General features: G+C 40.5%; 19 protein-coding genes. 14 read left to right on the top strand and 5 right to left on the bottom strand.

The features are described 5' to 3' along the window. Window positions 1-464: 464 nt before the first annotated feature. From SJY45_RS12925 to SJY45_RS12895, 7 genes are all read left to right on the top strand, one after another. On the top strand, window positions 465-1,544 hold the full coding sequence (locus SJY45_RS12925; protein ID WP_215913494.1) for a tartrate dehydrogenase: 1,080 nt from the start codon (window positions 465-467) through the stop codon (window positions 1,542-1,544). 6 nt (window positions 1,545-1,550) lie between these two features. Then, on the top strand, window positions 1,551-2,189 hold the full coding sequence (locus SJY45_RS12920) for a cyclase family protein (RefSeq protein ID WP_400071197.1): 639 nt from the start codon (window positions 1,551-1,553) through the stop codon (window positions 2,187-2,189). A 5-nt stretch (window positions 2,190-2,194) separates the two neighbouring features. Continuing rightward, window positions 2,195-3,580, top strand: a complete 1,386-nt coding sequence (locus SJY45_RS12915; RefSeq protein WP_400071195.1) for a four-carbon acid sugar kinase family protein — start codon at window positions 2,195-2,197, stop codon at window positions 3,578-3,580. Between the two features lie 5 nt (window positions 3,581-3,585). Continuing rightward, the gene (locus SJY45_RS12910) at window positions 3,586-4,854 is read left to right on the top strand and encodes an MFS transporter (RefSeq protein ID WP_400071193.1); all 1,269 of its coding nucleotides are present in this window, start codon (window positions 3,586-3,588) and stop codon (window positions 4,852-4,854) included. 9 nt (window positions 4,855-4,863) lie between these two features. Continuing rightward, the gene (locus tag SJY45_RS12905) at window positions 4,864-5,889 is read left to right on the top strand and encodes a Gfo/Idh/MocA family protein (protein ID WP_400071191.1); all 1,026 of its coding nucleotides are present in this window, start codon (window positions 4,864-4,866) and stop codon (window positions 5,887-5,889) included. A gap of 215 nt (window positions 5,890-6,104) precedes the next feature. Then, window positions 6,105-7,106 (top strand): LLM class flavin-dependent oxidoreductase, encoded by a 1,002-nt coding sequence (locus tag SJY45_RS12900; protein ID WP_400074352.1) that lies wholly within the window; start codon window positions 6,105-6,107, stop codon window positions 7,104-7,106. Window positions 7,107-7,229: 123 nt separating this feature from the next. Continuing rightward, window positions 7,230-7,685 carry a hypothetical protein gene (locus tag SJY45_RS12895; protein ID WP_289037663.1) on the top strand — a complete coding sequence of 152 codons (456 nt, stop codon included), beginning with the start codon at window positions 7,230-7,232 and terminating at the stop codon, window positions 7,683-7,685. 12 nt (window positions 7,686-7,697) lie between these two features. Here the strand turns inward: SJY45_RS12895 and SJY45_RS12890 are convergent, their stop codons facing one another. The 5 genes from SJY45_RS12890 to nirB form a co-directional block, all read right to left on the bottom strand. Continuing rightward, window positions 7,698-8,291, bottom strand: a complete 594-nt coding sequence (locus SJY45_RS12890) for a bifunctional precorrin-2 dehydrogenase/sirohydrochlorin ferrochelatase (protein ID WP_215436905.1) — start codon at window positions 8,289-8,291, stop codon at window positions 7,698-7,700. Further along, window positions 8,278-10,128 (bottom strand): ATP-binding protein, encoded by a 1,851-nt coding sequence (locus SJY45_RS12885; RefSeq protein WP_400071188.1) that lies wholly within the window; start codon window positions 10,126-10,128, stop codon window positions 8,278-8,280. Before SJY45_RS12885 ends, SJY45_RS12890 begins: the two co-directional genes overlap by 14 nt. 30 nt (window positions 10,129-10,158) lie before the next feature. After that, window positions 10,159-10,752, bottom strand: a complete 594-nt coding sequence (locus SJY45_RS12880) for a DUF4202 domain-containing protein (RefSeq protein ID WP_215436911.1) — start codon at window positions 10,750-10,752, stop codon at window positions 10,159-10,161. A 97-nt stretch (window positions 10,753-10,849) separates the two neighbouring features. Then, window positions 10,850-11,227 (bottom strand): nitrite reductase small subunit NirD, encoded by a 378-nt coding sequence (gene nirD, locus SJY45_RS12875; RefSeq protein WP_215913502.1) that lies wholly within the window; start codon window positions 11,225-11,227, stop codon window positions 10,850-10,852. Window positions 11,228-11,289: 62 nt separating this feature from the next. After that, on the bottom strand, window positions 11,290-13,806 hold the full coding sequence (gene nirB, locus SJY45_RS12870; protein WP_215436917.1) for a nitrite reductase large subunit NirB: 2,517 nt from the start codon (window positions 13,804-13,806) through the stop codon (window positions 11,290-11,292). A gap of 124 nt (window positions 13,807-13,930) precedes the next feature. Between nirB and cobA the strand changes: the two genes are divergently transcribed. The 7 genes from cobA to SJY45_RS12835 all read left to right on the top strand — a co-directional run bounded on the left by cobA (window position 13,931) and on the right by SJY45_RS12835 (window position 21,643). Next, complete coding sequence (gene cobA / locus SJY45_RS12865; protein WP_400071186.1) at window positions 13,931-14,704, top strand: uroporphyrinogen-III C-methyltransferase; 774 nt, start codon at window positions 13,931-13,933, stop codon at window positions 14,702-14,704. Between the two features lie 277 nt (window positions 14,705-14,981). Further along, window positions 14,982-16,403, top strand: coding sequence for an MFS transporter (locus SJY45_RS12860; RefSeq protein WP_400071184.1), 1,422 nt, complete (start codon window positions 14,982-14,984; stop codon window positions 16,401-16,403). Window positions 16,404-16,412: 9 nt separating this feature from the next. Beyond that, window positions 16,413-17,171 carry a Crp/Fnr family transcriptional regulator gene (locus SJY45_RS12855; RefSeq protein ID WP_400071182.1) on the top strand — a complete coding sequence of 253 codons (759 nt, stop codon included), beginning with the start codon at window positions 16,413-16,415 and terminating at the stop codon, window positions 17,169-17,171. A 254-nt stretch (window positions 17,172-17,425) separates the two neighbouring features. Continuing rightward, window positions 17,426-18,808: a CmpA/NrtA family ABC transporter substrate-binding protein gene (locus SJY45_RS12850; protein ID WP_400071180.1), complete on the top strand. Its 1,383-nt coding sequence runs from the start codon at window positions 17,426-17,428 to the stop codon at window positions 18,806-18,808. 38 nt (window positions 18,809-18,846) lie between these two features. Beyond that, the gene (locus SJY45_RS12845; RefSeq protein WP_400071178.1) at window positions 18,847-19,947 is read left to right on the top strand and encodes an ABC transporter permease; all 1,101 of its coding nucleotides are present in this window, start codon (window positions 18,847-18,849) and stop codon (window positions 19,945-19,947) included. A gap of 18 nt (window positions 19,948-19,965) precedes the next feature. Next, window positions 19,966-20,805, top strand: a complete 840-nt coding sequence (locus SJY45_RS12840; RefSeq protein WP_400071176.1) for an ABC transporter ATP-binding protein — start codon at window positions 19,966-19,968, stop codon at window positions 20,803-20,805. Window positions 20,806-20,815: 10 nt separating this feature from the next. Then, window positions 20,816-21,643, top strand: a complete 828-nt coding sequence (locus tag SJY45_RS12835) for an ABC transporter ATP-binding protein (protein WP_155601150.1) — start codon at window positions 20,816-20,818, stop codon at window positions 21,641-21,643. Window positions 21,644-21,658 lie beyond the last annotated feature (15 nt).

Raw genomic sequence — 21,658 nt, 5'->3', positions numbered from 1 at the left:
ATTGTAACAATACTATAAAATATTTAGTTATATAACAAAAAAATACTAATAATTTATGTGCAATTTATTGCGCATAAATTTGATGATTGAATTTACAATGTTTGTAATGCTTTGAGAATAGAAGAAGTTTGGTTGAGATGATTAGATAGGTGCTTTCTTTAAGTGAAAAGGATTGTTTTTCGTTTTTTCTCTTCTTAAGTCAAGCGATTTTTTTAGCTGAAAACTATTTTTAAAGCTAGAATTAAGGTGCTAATGTAAAATTGGTCTTATATAGCCTTGTGAATATTTTGTAACAAAATACAAAAATTTGCACAATCAATTATGATTAAAAACACACAATACTGGTTAATTTTCGATTGATTTATATATATTTGCTCAAAATTCAACACAATTATCAATGTAAATGCCATTTTGCGCAATATTTGCGCAAAAGCATTTGAACTACAATTAGAAAAAGATTAGAAATGGGAAAAACGTACAAAATCGCCGTAGTTAATGGCGACGGAATAGGGGCCGAAATCGTTCCTGCCGGTGTTTCCGTGCTGGATGCGGTAGCCACTAAATATGGCTTTGAACTAGATAAAGAGGAATTTCCTTTTGGAGCAGGATATTTTAAGGAGCATGGCAAGTTCATGTCAGATGACGCTCTTGAAACCTTAAAAAAATTCGATGCTATATTTTTTGGAGCAGTAGGTCTGCCAGAGGTAGACGATACGTTGCCAGCTAGAGATTACACCTTTCGCGTAAGAACTTCTTTTGAACAATACGTAAACTACAGACCTGTAAAATTGTTTCCAGGTGTAGAAAGTCCGCTTCGCTATAAAACCGAAAAAGATATAGACTTTGTAGTCGTTCGCGAAAATAATGAAGGCGAGTTCGTGCAGAGTGGAAAAATAATGCATGGGGATAAGCCCGGTGGTATGGCTATGGATACCAGTATTTTTACTAGATTCGGTATTGAGCGTATCGCACATTATTCATTTAAATTGGCGCGTAAGAGAAGAAGCAAGGTTACTAATGTTACCAAATCAAATACATTGATCAATAGCTTGGCCTATTGGGATAGGGTAATTGCAGAGGTTGCAGAGGAGTATCCGGATGTGGAATATAACAAAATGTACATAGACAATGCTTCGGCAAGTTTTGTATTGCGCCCAGAGATTTTTGACGTTATTTTGACTACAAACCTCTTTGGCGATATTTTATCCGATCTTGGTGGTGCCGTTATGGGAAGTTTAGGTCTTGGAGGTAGTGGAAATATTAACCCAGAGAAAGATTTTCCTTCTATGTTCGAGCCTATTCACGGTTCAGCACCGGATATTGCAGGGCAGAATATTGCTAATCCAATTGGTCAAATATGGTCCGCCGCTATTATGTTGGATCATTTAGGAGAGACCGAGGCGGCAAAGGAAATTATGGCCGGTATAGAGGCTACGACCGCGAAAGGTAATTTAACCAAAGATCTTCGTGGAACGGCTACTACGTCAGAAGTTGCAGAAAGCGTAGTTCAGTTTATAAACGCAACAAAATTATCAACTATATAAATTAGAATGATAGGTAGGAAAATCATTGACCTCACTTTACCCATTGTATCCGGTGTAAAGGGCGTTTCTATAGACCAGGCCAAAACATTGGACAAAGATGGTTGGAACGCAACAACTTTACATTTGTATTCGCATAGCGGCACCCATATGGATGCTCCGGTACATTTTGAGGTCAATGATCAGACTATAGATCAATTACCGGTCGCTCGTTTTATTTCTGAAGCTTGGGTGATTAACCTTACGCATATCAAACCTAAAGAATCTATTACCGTAGCACATTTGGGCACTATTGCGGAAAAAGTAGAGGAAGGACAAAGTTTGCTCTTACATACGGGTTGGAGCAAAAAGTTGGGCACGGAAGAGTACCGTGATGCCTTACCTAGAATCAGCACCGAGCTTGCCCATTGGTTGGGTGAAAAAAAGGTAAATATACTTGGAGTGGAACCTCCTTCCGTAGCAGATGTCAACAATATCAAGGAGGTTACGGAGGTGCATACCATCTTAATGAAAAACGATATTGTTATAGTTGAAGGACTTACTAATTTAGAAGCACTTTCTCAACCAAAAGTGACCCTTGTGGCACTACCTTTAAAGGTTGAAAATGGCGATGGTGCACCCGCGCGTATCGTTGCAATAGAAAATTGAACTTCATGTCGCATCCAGCACTTTTAAAATCTATTGAAGAAGGGGTTACGCTTTTGGGCTATGAGAAGGATATACGGTCAGAGCTTGCTCAAAACCCTAAATCCATTGTGGTTTTAGATGATGATCCAACGGGCACCCAAACCGTGCACGATGTTCCAGTTATTACTGAATGGACCGAAGAGATTTTGGAAAACGAATTTTTGGCGAGTCCTATTTTTTTTATACTCACCAACTCACGAAGTCTTCAGGTAGGTGAAGCCGACGCATTGGGGGAACTGATAGGTTTGCGACTACAAAAATTAGCCAATAAACATCAAAAGGAACTCCTTGTCATTAGCCGAAGCGATTCTACATTAAGGGGGCATTACCCCAATGAAGTTGATGCCTTGGTAAAAGGAATGGGCCTAAGCAAAATAAAACATATTTTGGCCCCTGCTTTTTTTGAAGGCGGACGCTATACGTATGACGATGTTCATTATGTAAAGGAAAGAAATGAGTTTGTACCTGCCGCAAAAACCCCTTTTGCAGCAGACAATACTTTTGGTTATTCAGCATCCAATTTAAAAGATTGGATTGTAGAAAAATCTGAAAGGAGGGTCAACAAATCACAGATTGCAAGTGTGTCTGTTCAAACGCTTAGAAATGCCACTTCCGAAGAAATAAAATCGATAATAGAACAACCAAAAACGACCCATATCATAGCGAACGCAACGTGTTATGCCGATTTGCAGGCCTTGGCGCTGGCCATTTTAAAAAGTAAGGACGCATTGGTTTTCAGGACGGCGGCTTCTTTTGTTAACGCCATTTCGGGTATTGCCCTAAAGCCATGTCTGACAAAAAATGAAATCTTAAAGGATACGTCCTCCAATGGGGCACTGGTCGTAATTGGTTCCTATGTGCCAAAAACCACTGCACAGTTGGCGTATTTAAAGGAGAGAAGTAATGCTTTTTTTCTAGAATTGGATGTTTCCCATATTTCCAATATTGAAGTTTTTTGCAACGAGCTGGTTCAACTGGTCCAAAAAGCAAACGATTACCTCAAGACCGGAGAGGATGTGGTGGTATTTACAAGTAGAAAAGTGATAAAAGGAGCTACAAAAAAGGAAAGCCTTGAAATTGTAAATCGGGTTTCCAATGCACTTATTTCCATTGTAAAAAAGGTAATGGTACGCCCAAAATATATTCTTGCCAAGGGCGGAATTACCTCTAGTGATGTAGCTACAAAGGGGCTTAATGTACGCCGTGCGAATGTCATGGGGCAAGTGCTAAAAGGGGTGCCTGTTTGGCAACTGGGTAACGAGGCAAAATTTCCCGATATGCCTTACATCGTATTTCCTGGTAATGTTGGTGACGAGACAGCTTTACACGAACTGATTTCCTTATTGAAATAAAAAATATGAAGACACAAGGCTATTTTCCTAAAAGGTATTTTATGGTGGCAGGTACATTTCTGCTGGCCTTGCTTCTTTATGTGGATCGTGTCTGTATTTCTGTGGCCAAGGAGCCCATTTCTGCAATGTTGGACTTGAGTGATAAACAAATGGGTTGGGTCCTGGCGGCTTTTTCTCTAGGGTATGCCCTTTTTCAAACTCCGGCCGGTATGCTGTCAGATTCTTTGGGACCGCGTAAAGTACTTTCCGCAATTGTAGCTATATGGTCCGTTTTTACGGCTTTAACGGGAGCAGCGTTTAACTTGATATCACTTCTGATTGTCCGCTTTCTTTTTGGGGCGGGAGAGGCCGGTGCCTTTCCAGGTATGTCCCGAGCTATTTATACGTGGATTCCCCTGCAGGAAAGAGGTCTTGTAACCGGTATTAACTTTTCGGGTTCTAGGTTGGGTGCGGCATTTGCACTTCCCGTAGTAGCTTGGATGATAGATGATTTTGGATGGAGGGTTTCCTTTGTTATTTTAGGTGTTATAGGGGTACTTTGGGCCGTTGCTTGGTATGTGTTTTTTAGGGATATGCCGGAAGAACATCCCCATGTTTCGGATAAAGAAAAGGAATTTATCCTATCAACAAGACAACAACAAAATACTAAAGTAAAGGCCGAAAAAATTAACATGGGAGACCTGTTAAAATCCAAAAATATATGGTTGGCCATGGGGCAATACTTTTGCAGCAATTTTACCTTTTTCTTTGCCCTTACATGGCTGTTTCCTCATGTTAAGAGTGAGTACGGCCTAAATACTATGGAAGCTGGCATATATACAGCAATACCTTTGGTCTTTGGTGCTTTTGGAAATTGGACTTCCGGGGCCCTTAGTGATCGTATTTATAAAAAGGGGAACTGGGACATGTCCCGTATTGTTCCGGCATCAATTGGGTTCTTTCTAGCCGCTGTAGGACTTATTGGAAGTATTTATATGGATACTGTTGAAGGCGCAATCCTATTTTTAAGTCTGGCTATTTTTGGTGCCGATATGACATTGCCATCTTCTTGGGCCTTTTGTGTAGATATTGGAAAAGAACATTCCGGAGCCGTATCCGGTACAATGAACATGGCCGGAAATATTGGAGCGTTTTTGACTGCATTGGCGTTTCCATACCTGCAGTCCTGGACGGAATCTACCACGCCGTTCTTTGTAGTGGGCGCAGTATTGAATACTATTGCAATTGTAATGTGGTTCAATATGAAACCTCAAAGGCATTTTAGTACATATTAAATAGGGAGCATGGCAAAATTAAAGGGAGTTTGTATAGGTGCTGGCTATTTTAGCCAGTTTCATTTTGAAGCTTGGAAAAGAATTGATGCGGTTGATATTGTTGGTATTTGCGATTCGGTGAAAGAACGAGCGGAGGATATAGCTGACACCTATGGTTTTAAGCAGGCCTATTCTAGCGTTGAGGAAATGTTCCGGAATGAAAAGCCGGACTTTGTAGATATTATTACACCTCCCGAAAGTCATTTAGAGCTTTGTAAGTTAGCCGCAGCACGTAACATTCATATCATTTGTCAAAAACCTTTGGCACCTACTTTAGAAGAAGCCCAAGAGATTGAAGCGCTTATTGCAGGTTCGGAGGTTAGGATGATGGTACACGAAAATTTCAGGTTTCAACCTTGGCACCGGGAACTCAAAAAGCTTTTGGACGCAGGAACAATTGGTTCCAAATTACACACCATAAATTTGCGAATGAGAATGGGAGACGGTTGGCAGACCGATGCCTATATGAATAGACAGCCCTATTTTAGGGAAATGGAGCGTTTGCTTATCTATGAAACAGGAATTCACTTTATAGACGTGTTCAGATACTTGGCAGGAGAAATCACACAGGTATACGCTAAACTCAGAACGCTTAACAACAATATTAAAGGCGAAGATTTTGCTTGGGTAAATTTTGATTTTGCGAAAGGAGGCTTGGGTTTTTTGGATGCCAATAGGTACAATGAAAACACTTCCGAAGATCCAAGGTTAACTTTTGGTGCCGTACTTATTGAAGGGGACAAAGGTAGTTTACGACTTTATGATGACGGTAAGATTACGGTTCAACTTTTAGGCGAGAAAGAACGGCCACACCAGTATACCTTGAAGAAACAGAACTTTGCAGGCGATTGTGTCTTTGCTACCCAACAACATTTTATTGCAAACCTCCAATCTGGAGCGCCTTTTGAAACGGATGTTTCTAATTATATTCCTAATATTTCGGTTTTGGAGAAAATCTACGAATCCAGCCGAAAGGGTCTTCCGCTTCAGGTTTAAATTTATTTTTTTGGGTTAATTTTTGGTTGGGATTTACAACGGGCATACTGTTATTTACGCTGTAAGTTTACCACCTTTGTATCGACTTATATGTTCCTCTTATAACTAACTTTTTGCAAACCGCTAGACTACATTGGTTTGAAGTTTTATAGTCTGGCGTTTGTAGGTTTTAAGAGGGGTTTATTCCACAATTTTGAACGTATATCGTAATGAAGATGATAGATAAGAAGATACCATATTCCATATTAGAATTGGCAACCGTTGGAGCCGGTTTTAAGCCTAAGGAAGTTTTTGATAATAGTCTTGAATTGGCACAAAAGGCCGAGGAGTTTGGATACAACCGTTTTTGGTTGGCCGAACACCATAACATGTTAAGCATTGCCAGTTCTGCAACTACAGTACTTATGGGGCATATTGCCGGAGGAACCAAAAAAATACGTGTTGGGTCCGGGGGTATTATGTTGCCCAACCATTCATCTCTGCTCATAGCTGAGCAGTTTGGTACCTTGGCGTCATTATATCCTGATCGGATAGATTTAGGGTTGGGTAGAGCTCCTGGCACGGATCAGGTAACGGCAAATGCCATTCGTCCGGATAGAATGCAGGCCGTGTATCGTTTTCCTGAAGAAATGCATAACATTCAGCAGTATTTTTCAAAAGAGAACCAAAATGCCAAAGTTAGGGTTCCCATTGCCGAAGGCGTAGAGGTGCCCATCTATATTTTAGGTTCCAGTACGGATAGTGCCCATTTAGCGGCAAAAGAAGGGCTTCCGTATGTGTTCGCAAGTCACTTTGCTCCTAGTCAGCTCCAAGAGGCCCTGCACATTTATTATAATAATTTTCAGCCTTCAAAATACCTGAACGAGCCGTATACCATGGCGGGTGTAAATGTTGTAGCAGCAGAAACCGATCAGGAGGCAGGTACCATTTCTACTTCTATGTTGCGTTTAATGTTGGGCGTGATGACAGGAAAGATAGATTATATGCAACCGCCGGTGAAAATGACGGCAGAGCTTAAACAGATTTCCGTAGACCCTGCTTTTCAGCGAATGTTGAAGTATGCTTTTGTGGGAAGTAAAGCTACGGTAAAGGAGAAAACAGAGGAATTTATAAAACAGACGGGCGTAAACGAGATTATTGCGGTCTCACATATCTATAATCAGCAAGATAGAATAAATTCATTCCGACTTTTTTCCGAAGTTATGCAGGAATTATAGGGAAACCGAGGTGTTAAAAAGATAGAGACCTGCCCGAATATTCGATTGCGAAAGATTTTTGTTTATTTGAATTAACTAATTTTGAATTGATTACCTTTCTTTGGATACTTTAAACCTACCCAAATGGAGTTATCAAAAATTCTTTTAGCAGGGCTTGTTGGTACTACTTTGATGACTGCTTTCAGTTATTTGGTGGGGCAATTGTGCGATGCTGAACTTGGCGAGCCCAAACTTCTTAATAAATTCTTGGACCGTTCCAAACGCTTAGACATTGAAGTTGCAGAGGATAGTATTTGGGGCTGGATATTCCACTATTTAACGGGCTTTCTTTTTGCAGGGGCCATGGCGGCCTATTTCTGTTCAACGGAAAACCACCCTACATGGTGGTTGGCCATTGTTCTTGGATGTATATTGGGGCTATTTGGTGTGTTGGGTTGGTTGACCATGATACGGTTTCATAGCGCTCCGCCCAAAATAGAATTGCAATTGTTTCTAATTCAGCTTGTGGGTGCCCATATCATTTTTGGCCTTGGGGCAACCTTTGTTTTTAGGCTTTGGGCAACGTGGTACACTTTGTAATCGCGTATAGGCTTAGTTAGGGTCCTTGTCTTTTTTGCTGACCAAACCTTTGGTAAACTCGTTTAAGGTTTCTACTTTTTCTTCAAAGTCGCCTTTAATTGTTTTTCTGAATTCGTTGAGGTTCTTCACCAGGTCGTCTATATTTTCAGGAATGACATCCTCAAAAAACTGACGCAAACGTTTAGCTGTGGTAGGCGATTTTCCGTTAGTAGAAATAGCCACTTTTACGTTTCCTTTGGTAACGATCCCGCCCATATAAAAATCACAGAAAGGAGGGTTGTCCGCTACGTTTACCAAGATGCTCTCCGCCCTACAATCATGGTATACTTGTTCGTTTACTTTTACCTTATCGGTAGTAGCAACGACCATGTGTTTGCTTTTCAAGAAAGATTTATTATAGTCGCTTAAATGCATAACAATGCCAAATTTGGTCGCGAGAGCAATAGTTTCTTCCCTGTAAAAAGGGGATACCATTTCCACTTGGGCACTAGGACTTGATTTTAATAGGAAAGTCAATTTTTCCAGGGCTACGTTTCCGCCGCCCACAATTAAAATATTTAGATTGGATACTTTAAGAAATACGGGGTACAGTTCATTCCGCTCCATGTTCTTCTTTTTTTTCTGTTTTATAATTTATAGTGACACGAGTGCCTTCACCGGGAATAGAATTTATAAATAGCCTACCGTTAATATAGTCTATGCGCTCTTTCATAAAAAAGAGTCCCATTCCGCCTTCACTATTGTTTTTAGGTACTTGACCCAAAATGGAATCGTCAAAACCTTTGCCGTCATCATCAATAACAACACTTAGGATATCGTCATTATAATTAATGGTCACCAAAATATAATTGGCTTCGGCATATTTTATGGCATTGTTTACCGCCTCTTGTACTACTCTATAGACATTGGTTTCGGCCAAGGAGTCAAACCTAATGTGTTCATCGGTACGGTTATCAAAAAGAATAGTTTTGCCCGTGAGTTTAGAAAGCTCGGCAGTCATTTTTTGAAGTGCCGGAAAAATACCGTGATCGCTCAGTTCCGGTGGTGTTAGGTTAAAAGTTGCCGTACGCACACCCTTTATCAAATCTGAAGTCAAAGTTTTTAAATAGGCAATCTTTTCAATGGTCTTAGCCTTGTTTTCAGGGTCAATAGATTCTATATTGAATTTTAGGGCGGTCAACATTTGGCCAATACCATCATGAATGTCCTTTGCAATCCGTTTTCTCTCTTCTTCCTGGCCCTCAACAATTTGGCTTGCCTGTACTTTTTTCTGTAACATGCGGGCTTCAAAGTTCTGTTGGGTAAGCTGCTCTACTTTTATGCTGTTTTCTTTCCGTTCCGTAATATCCGAACATAGAATTAGAATACTCTGTTGTCTACTGGATTGATGCATGGGTACTATGGACATATCCAGCCAAAAGTGTTTTCCTTTTAGGGTAGTGATTTTTATCTCTTCTGTACGGATTACGTTTTTTCTATTGTTCTTTAGAACCTCCCTGAGGTATTCTTGCTGGCCTTGATCGGCAGTTAGAATTTCGGAAAGGGGCTTGTTCAGTTGCTTTTCGGTTATCCCTAATAGCTCTAGGAATTTTTTACTTATAAAAACGATACTCCCATCTTTTCTGGTACTGGCAAACAATGCGGCATTGTCTATTACAAAGTTAAGCTCCTGTAGTTCCTGAAGGGATTTTTCCTTTTCCGAATAAAGCTGCTGAACCTCTTTTGCCCGTGCTTCCGAGTTTACTTGGTTTTGCATTAAATCGCCAATGGTCTTTCTAATTTGTAAAGAAAGAGGGCGAAAAATGAACAATATTTCTAACAATAATATGAGCAATGAAATGCCAAGTAGAACATATTCCTTTCGCTTAAGGATTTTTAACTGTTCCTTGCTCCGTTGGTCGTATTGGTTTACGATATCGTCCATCAATTGAAGAAAACTATTCTCATTTTGGAGAACTACAGCAACATTTTCTTCTAGATTGGCCTTGTCTAGACTTTTATCATGGTAGGATTGGATTATCTTTTCTGCGGCCCCTACCATGGCCGCATGATGGGGTTCCAACTTCTGGAATAACTCTAGTATTTCAATATTGGTCTCTTTAGGAATCCCTATTTCCGCATCTCCGTTTTGTAATGCCAAATGAGAGTGTTTCCAAATTGAAATGGTTTTAGAGAGGGCCGTTACATTTTTGGTAATGGAATTACTTGGAAACGCATCTTTTATGAGCAATAATTCTTTGGTCAATTTTTGACTATAGGCCCGTTGGAAACCCGCCACGTTAATGACGCGCGAATCACTCAGCTGCGAATTAAGGTGCAACTGAATTAGAATTTGAGAGACTATAATGGTAATTGCAATACCGGCCAAAGCCCATAGGTACCACTTTCTTATACTTAGAAAGGTTTCAGAGTCAAGCGGTAATTGGCTTTTTTCTTTTGACATGGTACATGGGTACTATTGCTATTCCTTAAATTAACCTGCAATGGCTTTCGAAACCAACTCCAGTGAATTCTTGGAAAGAGGCAGTTTTAATGCGGCTTCATGCCCCTCTTCGGACATTTTTCGCCATGTTTTTTGAAGAATGTCAATTACCTTGGCCTCATCGTGCTGAGACGCAAAGGGCTCAAAATAATGCTCAAGGAACACCAAGCAAATAACATCTTCCAAAGTTTGTGTGTCCTCATTTTTCTTTAATTGTTTCTTCTCCAATAAAAAAGCGACCTTCTCAATGGTTTCTTGATCGTAACCCACTTCTTCAAGAATAGCAGAAGCTTTTTGGGCATGGAATTTTTTTAGGTCCTGGCGCCATTTAAGATACCCCGTACGGTTCATTTCATAAGATTCCCGTGGAATTTCCCATCTGCATATATGTTGACATCTTGCCGTTAATTGCAAGGCTTCTGATGCTTTGGGGGCAAAGTCGTTCAGTTTTTCCGTCATACGAAGTGCATAAAGCAATTCTTTGGGATATGTTTTCCCTGAAGGGGTTATTTCTGTATGGGGATCTTGCTCGTTTGCCTTATCGAACAAAGAAAAGGCTTGCTGTAATTTATCGGAAATGGCCATAAGTTTAATTTTGGTCTAAGATACAAATACCTTGAGACCTGTAGAGAATCTATTGCATGGCTATAACGTCTTTCTAAAGATTTGCCGAAAAAATCACTTATTCCGAAAAGCCAACGAACACAAACTCCCCTTCTACCTTAACCGGATAGGTAGCAATTGCATCCAAGCTCCCGTTTAGGTTTTCTCCTGTTTTTAGCGAAAACGTATTCTTATGAAGTGGACATGCTACTTTTGGTTGCATATCTTCCTCGCCGATCATTCCTCGGGAAAGGACCATTTCCATTTTATGCGGACAAAGATTCTGGCACGCATACCAAGTGGCTTGGCGTGTAAAATTGAAAATGGCAATTTGTTTGTCCTTGTATTTTATACATGCCCCGCCATTTTTTGGAAATTTACTAGCGGGTCCTGCTTTAAACCAGACTTTTACGTTATCTGGCTGTACGGTTTCATATGTACTTAGATTTGCGATCATAATGTTGTTTTTAGTTTGGGATTACTCTGTTTGTCACTTCTTTTCGTGATTTTCAAGTTCTATTAAGCCCATTCTTTAGGCATCTTTTGATCACGAAGCGATACGAATTCTATATTATCATCCGGTTCGTCCGAGTTAATGAAGTGGGTATACCGTTCCCTTATTTCTGGAGTTTCTACGGCTTCTTTCCACTCACATTTATAGGTGTCAACAAATTTTTGCATATCGGCATCCAGTTCTTCCGCAATACCTAGTGAGTCATTGATAACTACGTTTTTAAGATAGGTAATACCGCCTTCCAGTTTGTCTAGCCAAGCCGCGGTTCTTGTAAGTGGCGGAGCTGTTTTTATATAGAACATCATAAAACGGTCTACATATGTAATGGCAGTTTCCTTGTCCACTTTTTCGGCCAGTAGCTCGGCATGTTTTGGATTGGCCCCACCGTTTCCGCCTACGTAAACATTCCATCCGCCTTCAACGGCAATGAACCCAAAATCTTTACCTCGGGCTTCGGCGCATTCGCGGATGCATCCAGAAACCCCGCCTTTAAATTTATGGGGAGAGCGTATACCCTTGTACCTGTTTTCAATTTCAATGGCGAAACTTACGCTTTCGTCCATTCCGTATCGGCACCAAGTAGAACCTACGCAACTCTTTACCGTACGTAGCGATTTTCCATAAGCCTGACCGGTTTCAAAACCTTCGGCAATAAGTTCTTCCCAAATAAGGGGCAGCTCGTGCAATTTAGCACCGAACATATCAATACGTTGTCCTCCCGTTATTTTTGTGTACAAGTCGTACTTCTTGGCAATCCTACCCATGGCCATTAACTGCTTGGGCGAAATTTCACCCCCAGCTACCCTAGGAACAACTGAGTAGGTTCCGTTACGCTGTATATTGGCCAAATAACGATCGTTACTATCCTGTATGGTTTCTTGACGGTTGGCCGTTTCATTGTATATACTGGCAAAAATTGAAGCGGCCAAGGGTTTGCAGACCTCACAGCCATGTCCTTTTCCTACTTCGTCCAGCAATTGGTCATAATCTTTAATATCCTTAAGCTTAACTATATCAAAAAGTTCTTGTCTGGAGTAGTCAAAATGCTCGCAGATACTTTCTTTAACCGTTTTTCCTAAGCTTTTTAGACTTTCTTTTACCAGATCGGCAACCATGGGCTTACATCCTCCACAGCCCGTTGTGGCTTTGGTTGCTTTGGCTACGTCCTTTACGGTTTCATTGCCATCGTCTATTACGGAACAGCAAACGGCTCCTTTGGTAACAGCTTCACAGGAACAGATTACGGCGGTGTCCGGTAAATCCATGGCGCTGCCAAATGCGGAACCTCCTTCGCCACGGGCACCAACAATGAGCTCTTCGGCATTATCGGGCAAAGGAATATTGTTAAGGTACATTTGGTGTAGAATGCTATAATCCTCGGCATCACCTACCATAATTCCTCCTAATAGGGTTTTGCCATCGTGACTTACGTTTATACGTTTGTACAACCCTTTGGTCTTGTTCTCATAAATAATAGAAAGGCCCTTGTCCGCAGGCATATAAGGTATTCCAAAACTAGCCACGTCAACACCGATCAGTTTTAGTTTTGTGGACATGTCAATTTCTGAGCGCATTACCACTTCGGAGCTCTCTATAATTTGGTTTACGGCCACTTCGGCCATCTCATAACCTGGGGCTACGAGTCCGTAAATCATCTGGTTGTACAATGCCACTTCGCCAATAGCGAATATATTAGGGTCTGAGGTCTGCATTCTGTCATTTACAACAATGCCACCGCGAACACCCATTTCTAGATTACATGTTTTTCCGAGTTCATCACGAGGTCTAATACCTGCTGAAATTACGAGCATGTCTACTTCTAAGGTATCATCTTCGCCAAAGTCCATTCCTGTAATGGCCCCGTTTCCTAGAATACGGTTTGTAGCTTTTCCGGAATGTATGTTAATGCCCATATTCTCTAAGGTAAGTTGAAGGACATTGCTACTTCGGGAATCCAGTTGTCTTGGCATAAGTTTAGGGGCATACTCTACAACATGGGGTTCAAGACCCATGTCCATCACGGCTTTACCTGCTTCTAATCCCAAAAGACCACCGCCTAATATTGCCGCACGACCATTAGATTTTTTTGCTTTAATCTTTTCCGCATAGTTGAGCATGGCTTCCAGGTCCTCTATGGTGCGGTATACGAAGACACCTTCTTTCTCTACTCCGTTTATAGGAGGTACAAAAGGACTTGAGCCTGTGGCCAGTACTAAGTAGTCGTATGCATATTCTTTATCGCTTCCAGTGGTTATCGTTTTTGTTTTACGGTGAATGTCCGTAACACGTTCATTAACGATCAGTTCTATCTTATTTTCTGTATACCAGCTCATAGGGGCAAGTTCCAAGGCTTTGGCATCCCTATTTCCAAAGAATTCACTTAGGTGTACACGATCGTACGCCGCTCTTGGTTCCTCACCGAAAACGATAATCTTAAAATTTTCAGATTCTTCTCGGGCTGCGATTTTCTCACAGAACTTATATCCGACCATGCCGTTTCCGACAACAATAATGGTTTTCATAGGCTTCGATTTTAAACTACTTAGCAATATTACGTATAAATACGTATAAAATATCTGTTTTTATCGAAATAATTACGTAGTTTTGTTGAGGAATTACTAAAACAACCCTTTAAAACTGCTAGTTATGAAAACAGTAAAAGAGCCAAAAGTTACATTGATAGGAGCGGGTCCGGGAAGCGCAGACCTTATTACCATTAGGGGTTTAAAGGCTTTAAGGTCGGCCGATGTGGTTTTGTACGACGCATTAATAGATGAAGAATTATTAAAACAGATTGATGCCGGGATTCCAAAAATATACGTAGGTAAAAGATGTGGAATGCATTCGTTCAATCAAGATGATATTAACATCCTAATAGTAGAAAAAGCATTTGAGAGTGGTCATGTAGTTCGCTTAAAAGGGGGAGACCCATTTGTTTTTGGTAGAGCCCATGAAGAGATAGCCTATGTGGAATCTTTTGGTATTCCTGTAACCGTGGTGCCTGGAGTTTCCAGTGCTATAGCTGTTCCGTCTAGTCAAGGAATACCTATGACACAGAGAGGTGTTAGTAGTAGTTTTTGGGTAATGACGGCAACAAAAAGAGATGGTTCGTTCTCAGAAGATTTAAAGTTCGCTTCGCAGTCTTCCGCAACTATGGTTATATTAATGGGAGTGAGAAAATTATCGGAAATAATTAGAGAGGTCAATAAATATAGGGGGTCCTTAACTCCAATGGCTGTAATTCAAAATGGCACGATGCCAAATGAATCCTGTATTGTGGGTACATTGGGTAGTATGGCTTCAGGGAAATCTAGTATTGATCGCTCTAAACCCGGTATTATAGTAATAGGTGATGTAGTGGCCGAGCATCCCGCTTTTTTTGAGGAAGAAGTGCAGCGTGTACTCCATTCTAGTTTCTAAAATCTAAATAGGTTTACGTACGTATATTTTGTACTGAAGCCTCTGCTAAAAGCTCTGTCTTGTGTCTGTGTAAGGCATATGGCAGAGCTCTTTTTTTGGCGGGAATATGATATTGTCATTTTATACAGCACTTTTTTTTGGATATCTGTTTTTTGGTTCAGTATATTTTCTGGTCTCGTAAAAATACTTAGAAATGTGACATATTTTAAAAATATACGTAGTAATACGTATAAATATACGTAGTTTTGAATATTGTTGAACCTAAAACATTTGTATTATGGAAACACAATCTAAAAAAGCGACCAGCTTAAAACTCGGAAATATTAAAAGTATGCCCATTCGTACGTTTTGGATAACTTCGGTAGCATTCTTTATCTGTTTTTTCGCGTGGTTTGGTATTGTACCGTTCATGCCGGATGTTGTAAAGGACTTAGGGCTTACTCCTGAGCAGAAATGGAACTCTATTATATTGGCGGTAACCGGAACGGTGTTCGCACGCCTTCTCATTGGAAAATTATGTGATAAATATGGCCCCCGATTATGTTATACGTATTTACTTCTTATAGGAGCCATACCTGTTATATTACTTGGATTCGTTCAAACACCTGCTCAATTTTTAATTTGCCGTTTGTTCATTGGCTTTATTGGGGCATCGTTTGTAATTACCCAGTTTCATACTTCTATAATGTTCGCTCCTAATATTGTGGGTACGGCCAATGCTACATCTGCAGGTTGGGGAAATTTAGGAGGTGGCGCCAACCGTTTGGGAATGCCGTTAATTGCGGCTGCCGTGGTGAGTTTTGGTGTTGCGGATGAAGTAGCATGGCGTTATTCTATGGTAATTGCCGGTGTAATTGCAATGCTAATGGGAGCGGTTTATTACTTTTTTACACAGGATACTCCGGAAGGTAATTTTGCTCAGCTTAAGAAAGAGGGTAAGATGCCCAAACTTAAGAAAGATGAAGAAAGCTTTGTAAGTGTTTTAAAGGATTATCGGGTGTGGATACTATTTGTAGTATATGCCGCCTCTTTTGGAATGGAGCTTACCGTATATGGAACAATGGATGATTACTTGCAAAATACGTTTGGCTTAATGCGCTCTACGGCGGGTAATCTGGTTTTATCGTTTGCCTTAATGAATATTTTTGCAAGAACCTTGGGAGGTTTCTTTGGAGATAGATTCGGTAAAATGAAAGGATTGCGAGGTAGAGTTGTGTTCTTGGCGATAATTTTAGCTATAGAAGGTTGTATGCTTACCATATTTTCAACTACTACAAGTATTGCCTTTGGTATCTTATTTTTGATAGCGTTTAGTCTATCCGTTCAAATGGCTGAAGGAGCTACTTTTTCCGTGGTGCCGTTCATTAATAAAAAAGCAATTGGTTCTATTTCGGGAATTGTAGGAGCGGGCGGAAACGTTGGGGCCTTTGTAGCGGCAATGTTTCTCAAATCACAATCCGCTTTGGCCGAAACCCAAGCAATTGCCGCAAATACAAACTTGGGAGAAGAGGCGGTTAGGGCAGCGCAATCCGCTGCAGCTTCTACAGCAGTATCGGGTGGGTACTTTATTATAGGAATTTGTGTTGTTGTTGCAGCTGGTCTATCGCTAGCAATAAAATTTTCCACAGAAGACGAGAAGGCTACGGCTTTAGAAATGAACAAGGCCAATACGCCTAAGTTTGCTGTAGCGGATAAGTAAAAAGTCAATATGATTTCTACACAGGCAAATACGAATACGGCTCGAACCAAGAAAAAATTGGCCCACACTTCTTGTGAGGACTGTACAAATAGTGGTTGTCTTATTAAAAGAAACTTAAGACTTAGTGCATTGGTATTGGAATTTGTTGAGGAAAAGAGGGAGTTCACTTGTAAAAAGGGCCAGCAATTTATTATGGAAGGAGCTCCCGTAAACGGCTTGTTCTTTATTCAATCTGGAAAAGTTAAGGTTTTTAGAACCGGTATTAACGGAAGGGAGCAAATCGTTCGCTTTGCCAACTGTGGTGAAATAATTGGGCATAGGGGGTTTGGAACCCACGAATACTATAGTATTGGTGCTATGGCCCTGGAGGATACCAACCTTTGTTATTTCTCGAAAGAAAACCTGCAAAAAGTACTATTAACAGCTCCCAATTTTACATACGACCTCATGTTATTTTATGCCAATGAGCTCAATAGAAGTGAGGCTAAAGTAAAATCAATTTCACAGATGACTGTTCGTGAGCGTGTCATAGACACCCTAATTTATATAGAGCGCAAATTTGGTAGAAAAAATAATTTTATCAATGTCGCTTTAAGTAGAAGGGAGTATGCAAATTATGCCGGAACTACGGAAGAGCAAGTTATACGAGTATTCTCTGCACTAAAGAAGGATAATTTGATTGACACAAAAGGCAAGCGTGTTGAAATTATTGATAGCTCGCTTCTCAAACGGGAAATATCCGAGCATAACTTTTATTTGGACAGTTAAGTAAACCGTACACTTTCCCTACAATTACTCAATATTTATTAATCCGTACCACTACGTATCTATACTCAAATAGATAGGTGTGTTCTAACATGTTGAAATTCAGTATTAAATAACATAAACCTGTGTTTTGGCAGGTTTGAAGATGGTGTAAAAAGAGGGTTTAACCTATGATATACCATATGTAGATCAAACGATTACGTATACATTTGTCAAGAATAAGTATTAATACGTAGTTTAATTAAAACCAATTGAATATGAAAACCATTTTTACAAAAGCATCATTGTTTGCGAGTTTGGCTGCAGTTGTGATGGCTTGTGGAGGAAAAGAAGCAAAAAAGACCGAAGCTTCTACGGAAGAAGCGGTAGCATCAAAAACAAAGATGTTGGATATTGAGAAACCGCAATTGACTTTCGGTTTTATAAAGCTAACGGATATGGCACCATTGGCCATTGCCAAGGAAAAGGGCTTCTTTGAAGATGAGGGACTGTTCGTTTCCGTAGAAGCACAATCTAACTGGAAAAACGTTTTAGATCGAGTTATAGATGGTCAATTAGACGGTTCTCATATGTTGGCGGGACAACCAATTGCGGCAGGAGCCGGTTTTGGTAGACAAGCCAAATTGGTAACTCCTTTTTCAATGGATTTAAATGGTAACGGAATCACGGTGTCCAATGACGTTTGGTCTAAAATGAAGCCAAATGTACCGGCAGATTCAGAGGGAAAACCTATACACCCGATTAAGGCAGACGCTCTTAAACCAGTTATTACCGAATATAAGAACAGCGGTAAACCATTTAAAATGGGAATGGTGTTCCCTGTATCTACACATAACTATGAAATTCGCTATTGGTTGGCAGCAGCGGGTATTCACCCAGGTATGTATACTGCGGATAACGTGCAAGGCCAGATTGATGCGGAAGTGTTGTTGTCCGTAACACCACCGCCACAGATGCCGGCTACATTGGAGTCAGGAACTATCTATGGTTACTGTGTAGGAGAGCCTTGGAACCAACAAGCGGTATTTAAAGGTATCGGCGTGCCGGTGACTACTAATTACGATATCTGGAAGAACAACCCGGAGAAAGTGTTTGTTATGACGGAGAAATTTGTAAACGAAAATCCAAATACTGCCATAGCCGTTACTAAAGCATTAATCAGAGCAGGAAAATGGTTAGATGAGCCATCTAACAGGGCCGAAGCCGTAAAAATACTTTCAATGTCTCAGTATGTTGGTGCACCTGAAGAGGTTTTGGCAAACTCCATGACCGGTACGTTTGAATTTGAAAAAGGAGATAAGCGTGAGATGCCTGATTTTAATGTTTTCTACAAGTATAATGCAACATATCCTTTTTACTCTGACGGTATTTGGTTCTTAACTCAAATGCGCAGATGGGGACAGATTCCTGAAACAAAATCAGCTGAGTGGTATGGTGAAACGATCAAGGATATCTATCGTCCTGACATCTGGAAAAAAGCTGCGGAACTTTTAGTGGCGGAAGGTCAAATTCCTTCAAGTGATGTTCCTGATACGGACGGATACAAACCAGCAACTACAGACTTTATAGACGGGACATCATTTGATGCAAAAGATCCGATAGGATATATCAATAGTTTCTCCATAGGAAACAAGGATTAAGATACAGAGTAAGTAAATCGAAGCAAAATTAATGTATTATGGAACAAGATATAACACTTAAAAAGGAAGGTCAAGGACTTGCATTCTTAAAGCCGATGGTAGCTAAGCTTACCCCTAAATTTCAAAAGGGTGATATTTTTTCGTCCTTGAAGAAAACAGGTATTACCGTATTGTCCGTTCTATTGTTCTTAGGATTATGGCATTTAGGGTCTAAAGCACTTTACAATAAGGAAGCAGCCTATAAAATTGAAAAGGCACTAACGGAGCGTGGCCAGGAAGCTGCGGACGCAGAGCGTGCATGTATCGCATCCGGAGACAGTAGTTGCCAACCCAATACGCTGCCTTCTCCTTCTCAAGTATGGAGTTCGCTTCAATCCCTAATTGCAGATCACAAAGTTATAACTGCGGATAAGGCAGCGTTTGAAGAAAAGATGTCCACCATGAATGCTAAGTTGGTAGCACAAGGCAAGGATGCTATTGTTTACACAGGCCGAGCTTCTTTTGTGGATATCGTTCTTACAAGTATAAAAACAGTTTTTGCGGGATTCTTATTAGCACTTTTAATTGCTGTACCAATCGGTATTATCATAGGGTTGAGCCCATCTTTGCGCAGTGCATTCAACTGGTTCATTCAAATCTTTAAGCCAGTATCCCCCGTGGTTTGGTATTTGTTGGTCTTTATGATCGTAAAGACACTTTACATAGGAGACAGTTCGGATAACGCATTTGTAATATCATTTATAAGTGTAGGTCTCTGTGCCATGTGGGCCACCTTGGTAAATACAGCTATGGGTGTATCCTCGGTAGACAAAGATTACATCAACGTTGCCAAAGTTTTAAAATTGGGCACTTTTCAAAAAGTCTTTAAGGTGATTTTACCTTCTTCCCTCCCATTAATATTTACCGGTCTGCGTATTACGCTTTCCGTAGCGTGGATGGTACTTATAGCAATTGAGCTATTGGCACAAAGTCAAGGGTTGGGACTTTTCGTTTGGGAAGAGTTTCAGAACGGGGCCAATGACTCCAACGCAAAAATCATCGTTGCGATGTTCGTAATCGGTATCATCGGATTCCTTTTGGACAGGATTATGCTCTCCGTGCAGAACTTGGTTTCTTTCAACAAAAATGAAATGGCATAACCCTTAAAATCATAACTAATGGCATATTTAGAATTAAACAATGTATACAAGAGTTATGGTACGGATGAGAACGTTACAAACGTATTATCCGACATCAACCTAACGATAGAAGAAGGGGAATTTGTTGCCATCGTAGGCTTTACCGGAAGTGGAAAAACTACATTGGTAAACCTTATCAACGGATTATTAAAACCTACAAGTGGAGAAGTTCTCTTTAAAAGAAGTCCGGTTGTAGATACCAGTCATGAAAGGGGCGTAATTTTCCAAAACTATTCTTTGCTACCGTGGCTAACCGTTGGGCAAAATGTGTATATGGCGGTCAAAGAAGCTTTTCCAAAGTTGAGCAAAGCAGAGTTGAAGAAACGCGTTAGCGATTATGTGGAAATGGTAAGTCTAAGCCCTGCTATAAACAAAAGACCTAAAGAACTATCAGGAGGAATGAGGCAACGTGTATCGGTTGCCAGGGCATTGGCAATGAATCCTGAAATGATAATCATGGATGAGCCTTTAGGTGCTCTGGATGCTTTAACGCGTGGCAACCTTCAAGATGAAATACTAAATATCTGGAGCAAGGATAAACGTACGGCATTGTTGATAACCAATGATGTAGATGAGGGTATTTACATGGCAGATAGGATTATTCCTTTAAAACCGGGTCCAAATGCTACGCTAGGACCAGAGTTTAAAATAGATATTGAACGGCCTAGGGATAAGACGGCCATGAACGATAATCCAAATTACAAGAAAACAAGAAATGCCATTATCGAGTATTTGATGGATATCGGAGACCAAAGAAAATCGGTTTCACAACAGGAATACTTCCTTCCAGAAATAGCACCTAAAAGTTTTGTAGCCTAAACCTAGAACTATGTCCGAAACAATAGAAAAAACAGAGTTGGGAACCACGGAGAACGGTATTTTTTATCCTTCTCAGGTAATGTTGGATCTGAACGATCTTAAGAAAGTATACCCCACACCAAAAGGAGATTATGTGGTACTGGAACATTTGAACCTTCAAATAATGAAAGAGGAATTTGTTACCATAATCGGCCATTCCGGATGTGGTAAAACTACAATGCTCTCTATGATAGCTGGCCTTAACCCTATTTCAGGTGGAAATATATCCGTTTTGGGAAATCCGGTTAAAGGACCTGGTCCGGATAGGGGCGTTATCTTTCAATCACCGAGCCTTATGCCGTGGATGACAGCGCTTGAAAATGTGCTGCTAGGCGTGAATCAGGTTTTTCCTCATGCAACAAAGGCACAGCGTCAAGATATAGCTAAATACTACCTTCATAAAGTGGGTCTGGACGGTGCTTTTGGCAAGAAAGCTTCTGAACTTTCCCAAGGTATGCAACAAAGGGTTGGTATCGCCAGAGCGTTTGCCATTAAACCTAAGGTATTACTTCTAGATGAACCATTTGGTATGCTAGACTCGCTTACCCGTGGTGAATTGCAGGATATTTTGATTGAAATCTGGAACAAAGAAAAAATTACCGCGGTAATGATTACCCATGATGTGGATGAGGCGATTTTCTTGGCAGACCGTGTGGTAATGATGACCAGCGGACCAAGGGCTAAAATAGGAGACATTCTAGATATTGAATTTGAAAGGCCTAGAACCAGAAAATCCGTATTGGAACATGATGATTACTATACATACCGAAAACACTTAATAGACTTCTTAGAACATTAAACCATAACTAAACAC

Origin of the sequence: Zobellia russellii (assembly GCF_044597075.1) — a bacterium.
GTDB classification, from domain to species: domain Bacteria; phylum Bacteroidota; class Bacteroidia; order Flavobacteriales; family Flavobacteriaceae; genus Zobellia; species Zobellia russellii.
This window is presented reverse-complemented; position numbering and strand designations above follow the sequence as displayed.

Excerpts from the sequence above, each read along its gene's own strand:
- SJY45_RS12925 (WP_215913494.1), top strand. The coding sequence starts at position 465 with ATGGGAAAAACGTACAAAATCGCCGTAGTTAATGGCGACGGAATAGGG.
- SJY45_RS12920 (WP_400071197.1), top strand. The coding sequence starts at position 1,551 with ATGATAGGTAGGAAAATCATTGACCTCACTTTACCCATTGTATCCGGT.
- SJY45_RS12915 (WP_400071195.1), top strand. The coding sequence starts at position 2,195 with ATGTCGCATCCAGCACTTTTAAAATCTATTGAAGAAGGGGTTACGCTT.
- SJY45_RS12910 (WP_400071193.1), top strand. The coding sequence starts at position 3,586 with ATGAAGACACAAGGCTATTTTCCTAAAAGGTATTTTATGGTGGCAGGT.
- SJY45_RS12905 (WP_400071191.1), top strand. The coding sequence starts at position 4,864 with ATGGCAAAATTAAAGGGAGTTTGTATAGGTGCTGGCTATTTTAGCCAG.
- SJY45_RS12900 (WP_400074352.1), top strand. The coding sequence starts at position 6,105 with ATGATAGATAAGAAGATACCATATTCCATATTAGAATTGGCAACCGTT.
- SJY45_RS12895 (WP_289037663.1), top strand. The coding sequence starts at position 7,230 with ATGGAGTTATCAAAAATTCTTTTAGCAGGGCTTGTTGGTACTACTTTG.
- SJY45_RS12890 (WP_215436905.1), bottom strand. The coding sequence starts at position 8,291 with ATGGAGCGGAATGAACTGTACCCCGTATTTCTTAAAGTATCCAATCTA.
- SJY45_RS12885 (WP_400071188.1), bottom strand. The coding sequence starts at position 10,128 with ATGTCAAAAGAAAAAAGCCAATTACCGCTTGACTCTGAAACCTTTCTA.
- SJY45_RS12880 (WP_215436911.1), bottom strand. The coding sequence starts at position 10,752 with ATGGCCATTTCCGATAAATTACAGCAAGCCTTTTCTTTGTTCGATAAG.
- nirD (WP_215913502.1), bottom strand. The coding sequence starts at position 11,227 with ATGATCGCAAATCTAAGTACATATGAAACCGTACAGCCAGATAACGTA.
- nirB (WP_215436917.1), bottom strand. The coding sequence starts at position 13,806 with ATGAAAACCATTATTGTTGTCGGAAACGGCATGGTCGGATATAAGTTC.
- cobA (WP_400071186.1), top strand. The coding sequence starts at position 13,931 with ATGAAAACAGTAAAAGAGCCAAAAGTTACATTGATAGGAGCGGGTCCG.
- SJY45_RS12860 (WP_400071184.1), top strand. The coding sequence starts at position 14,982 with ATGGAAACACAATCTAAAAAAGCGACCAGCTTAAAACTCGGAAATATT.
- SJY45_RS12855 (WP_400071182.1), top strand. The coding sequence starts at position 16,413 with ATGATTTCTACACAGGCAAATACGAATACGGCTCGAACCAAGAAAAAA.
- SJY45_RS12850 (WP_400071180.1), top strand. The coding sequence starts at position 17,426 with ATGAAAACCATTTTTACAAAAGCATCATTGTTTGCGAGTTTGGCTGCA.
- SJY45_RS12845 (WP_400071178.1), top strand. The coding sequence starts at position 18,847 with ATGGAACAAGATATAACACTTAAAAAGGAAGGTCAAGGACTTGCATTC.
- SJY45_RS12840 (WP_400071176.1), top strand. The coding sequence starts at position 19,966 with ATGGCATATTTAGAATTAAACAATGTATACAAGAGTTATGGTACGGAT.
- SJY45_RS12835 (WP_155601150.1), top strand. The coding sequence starts at position 20,816 with ATGTCCGAAACAATAGAAAAAACAGAGTTGGGAACCACGGAGAACGGT.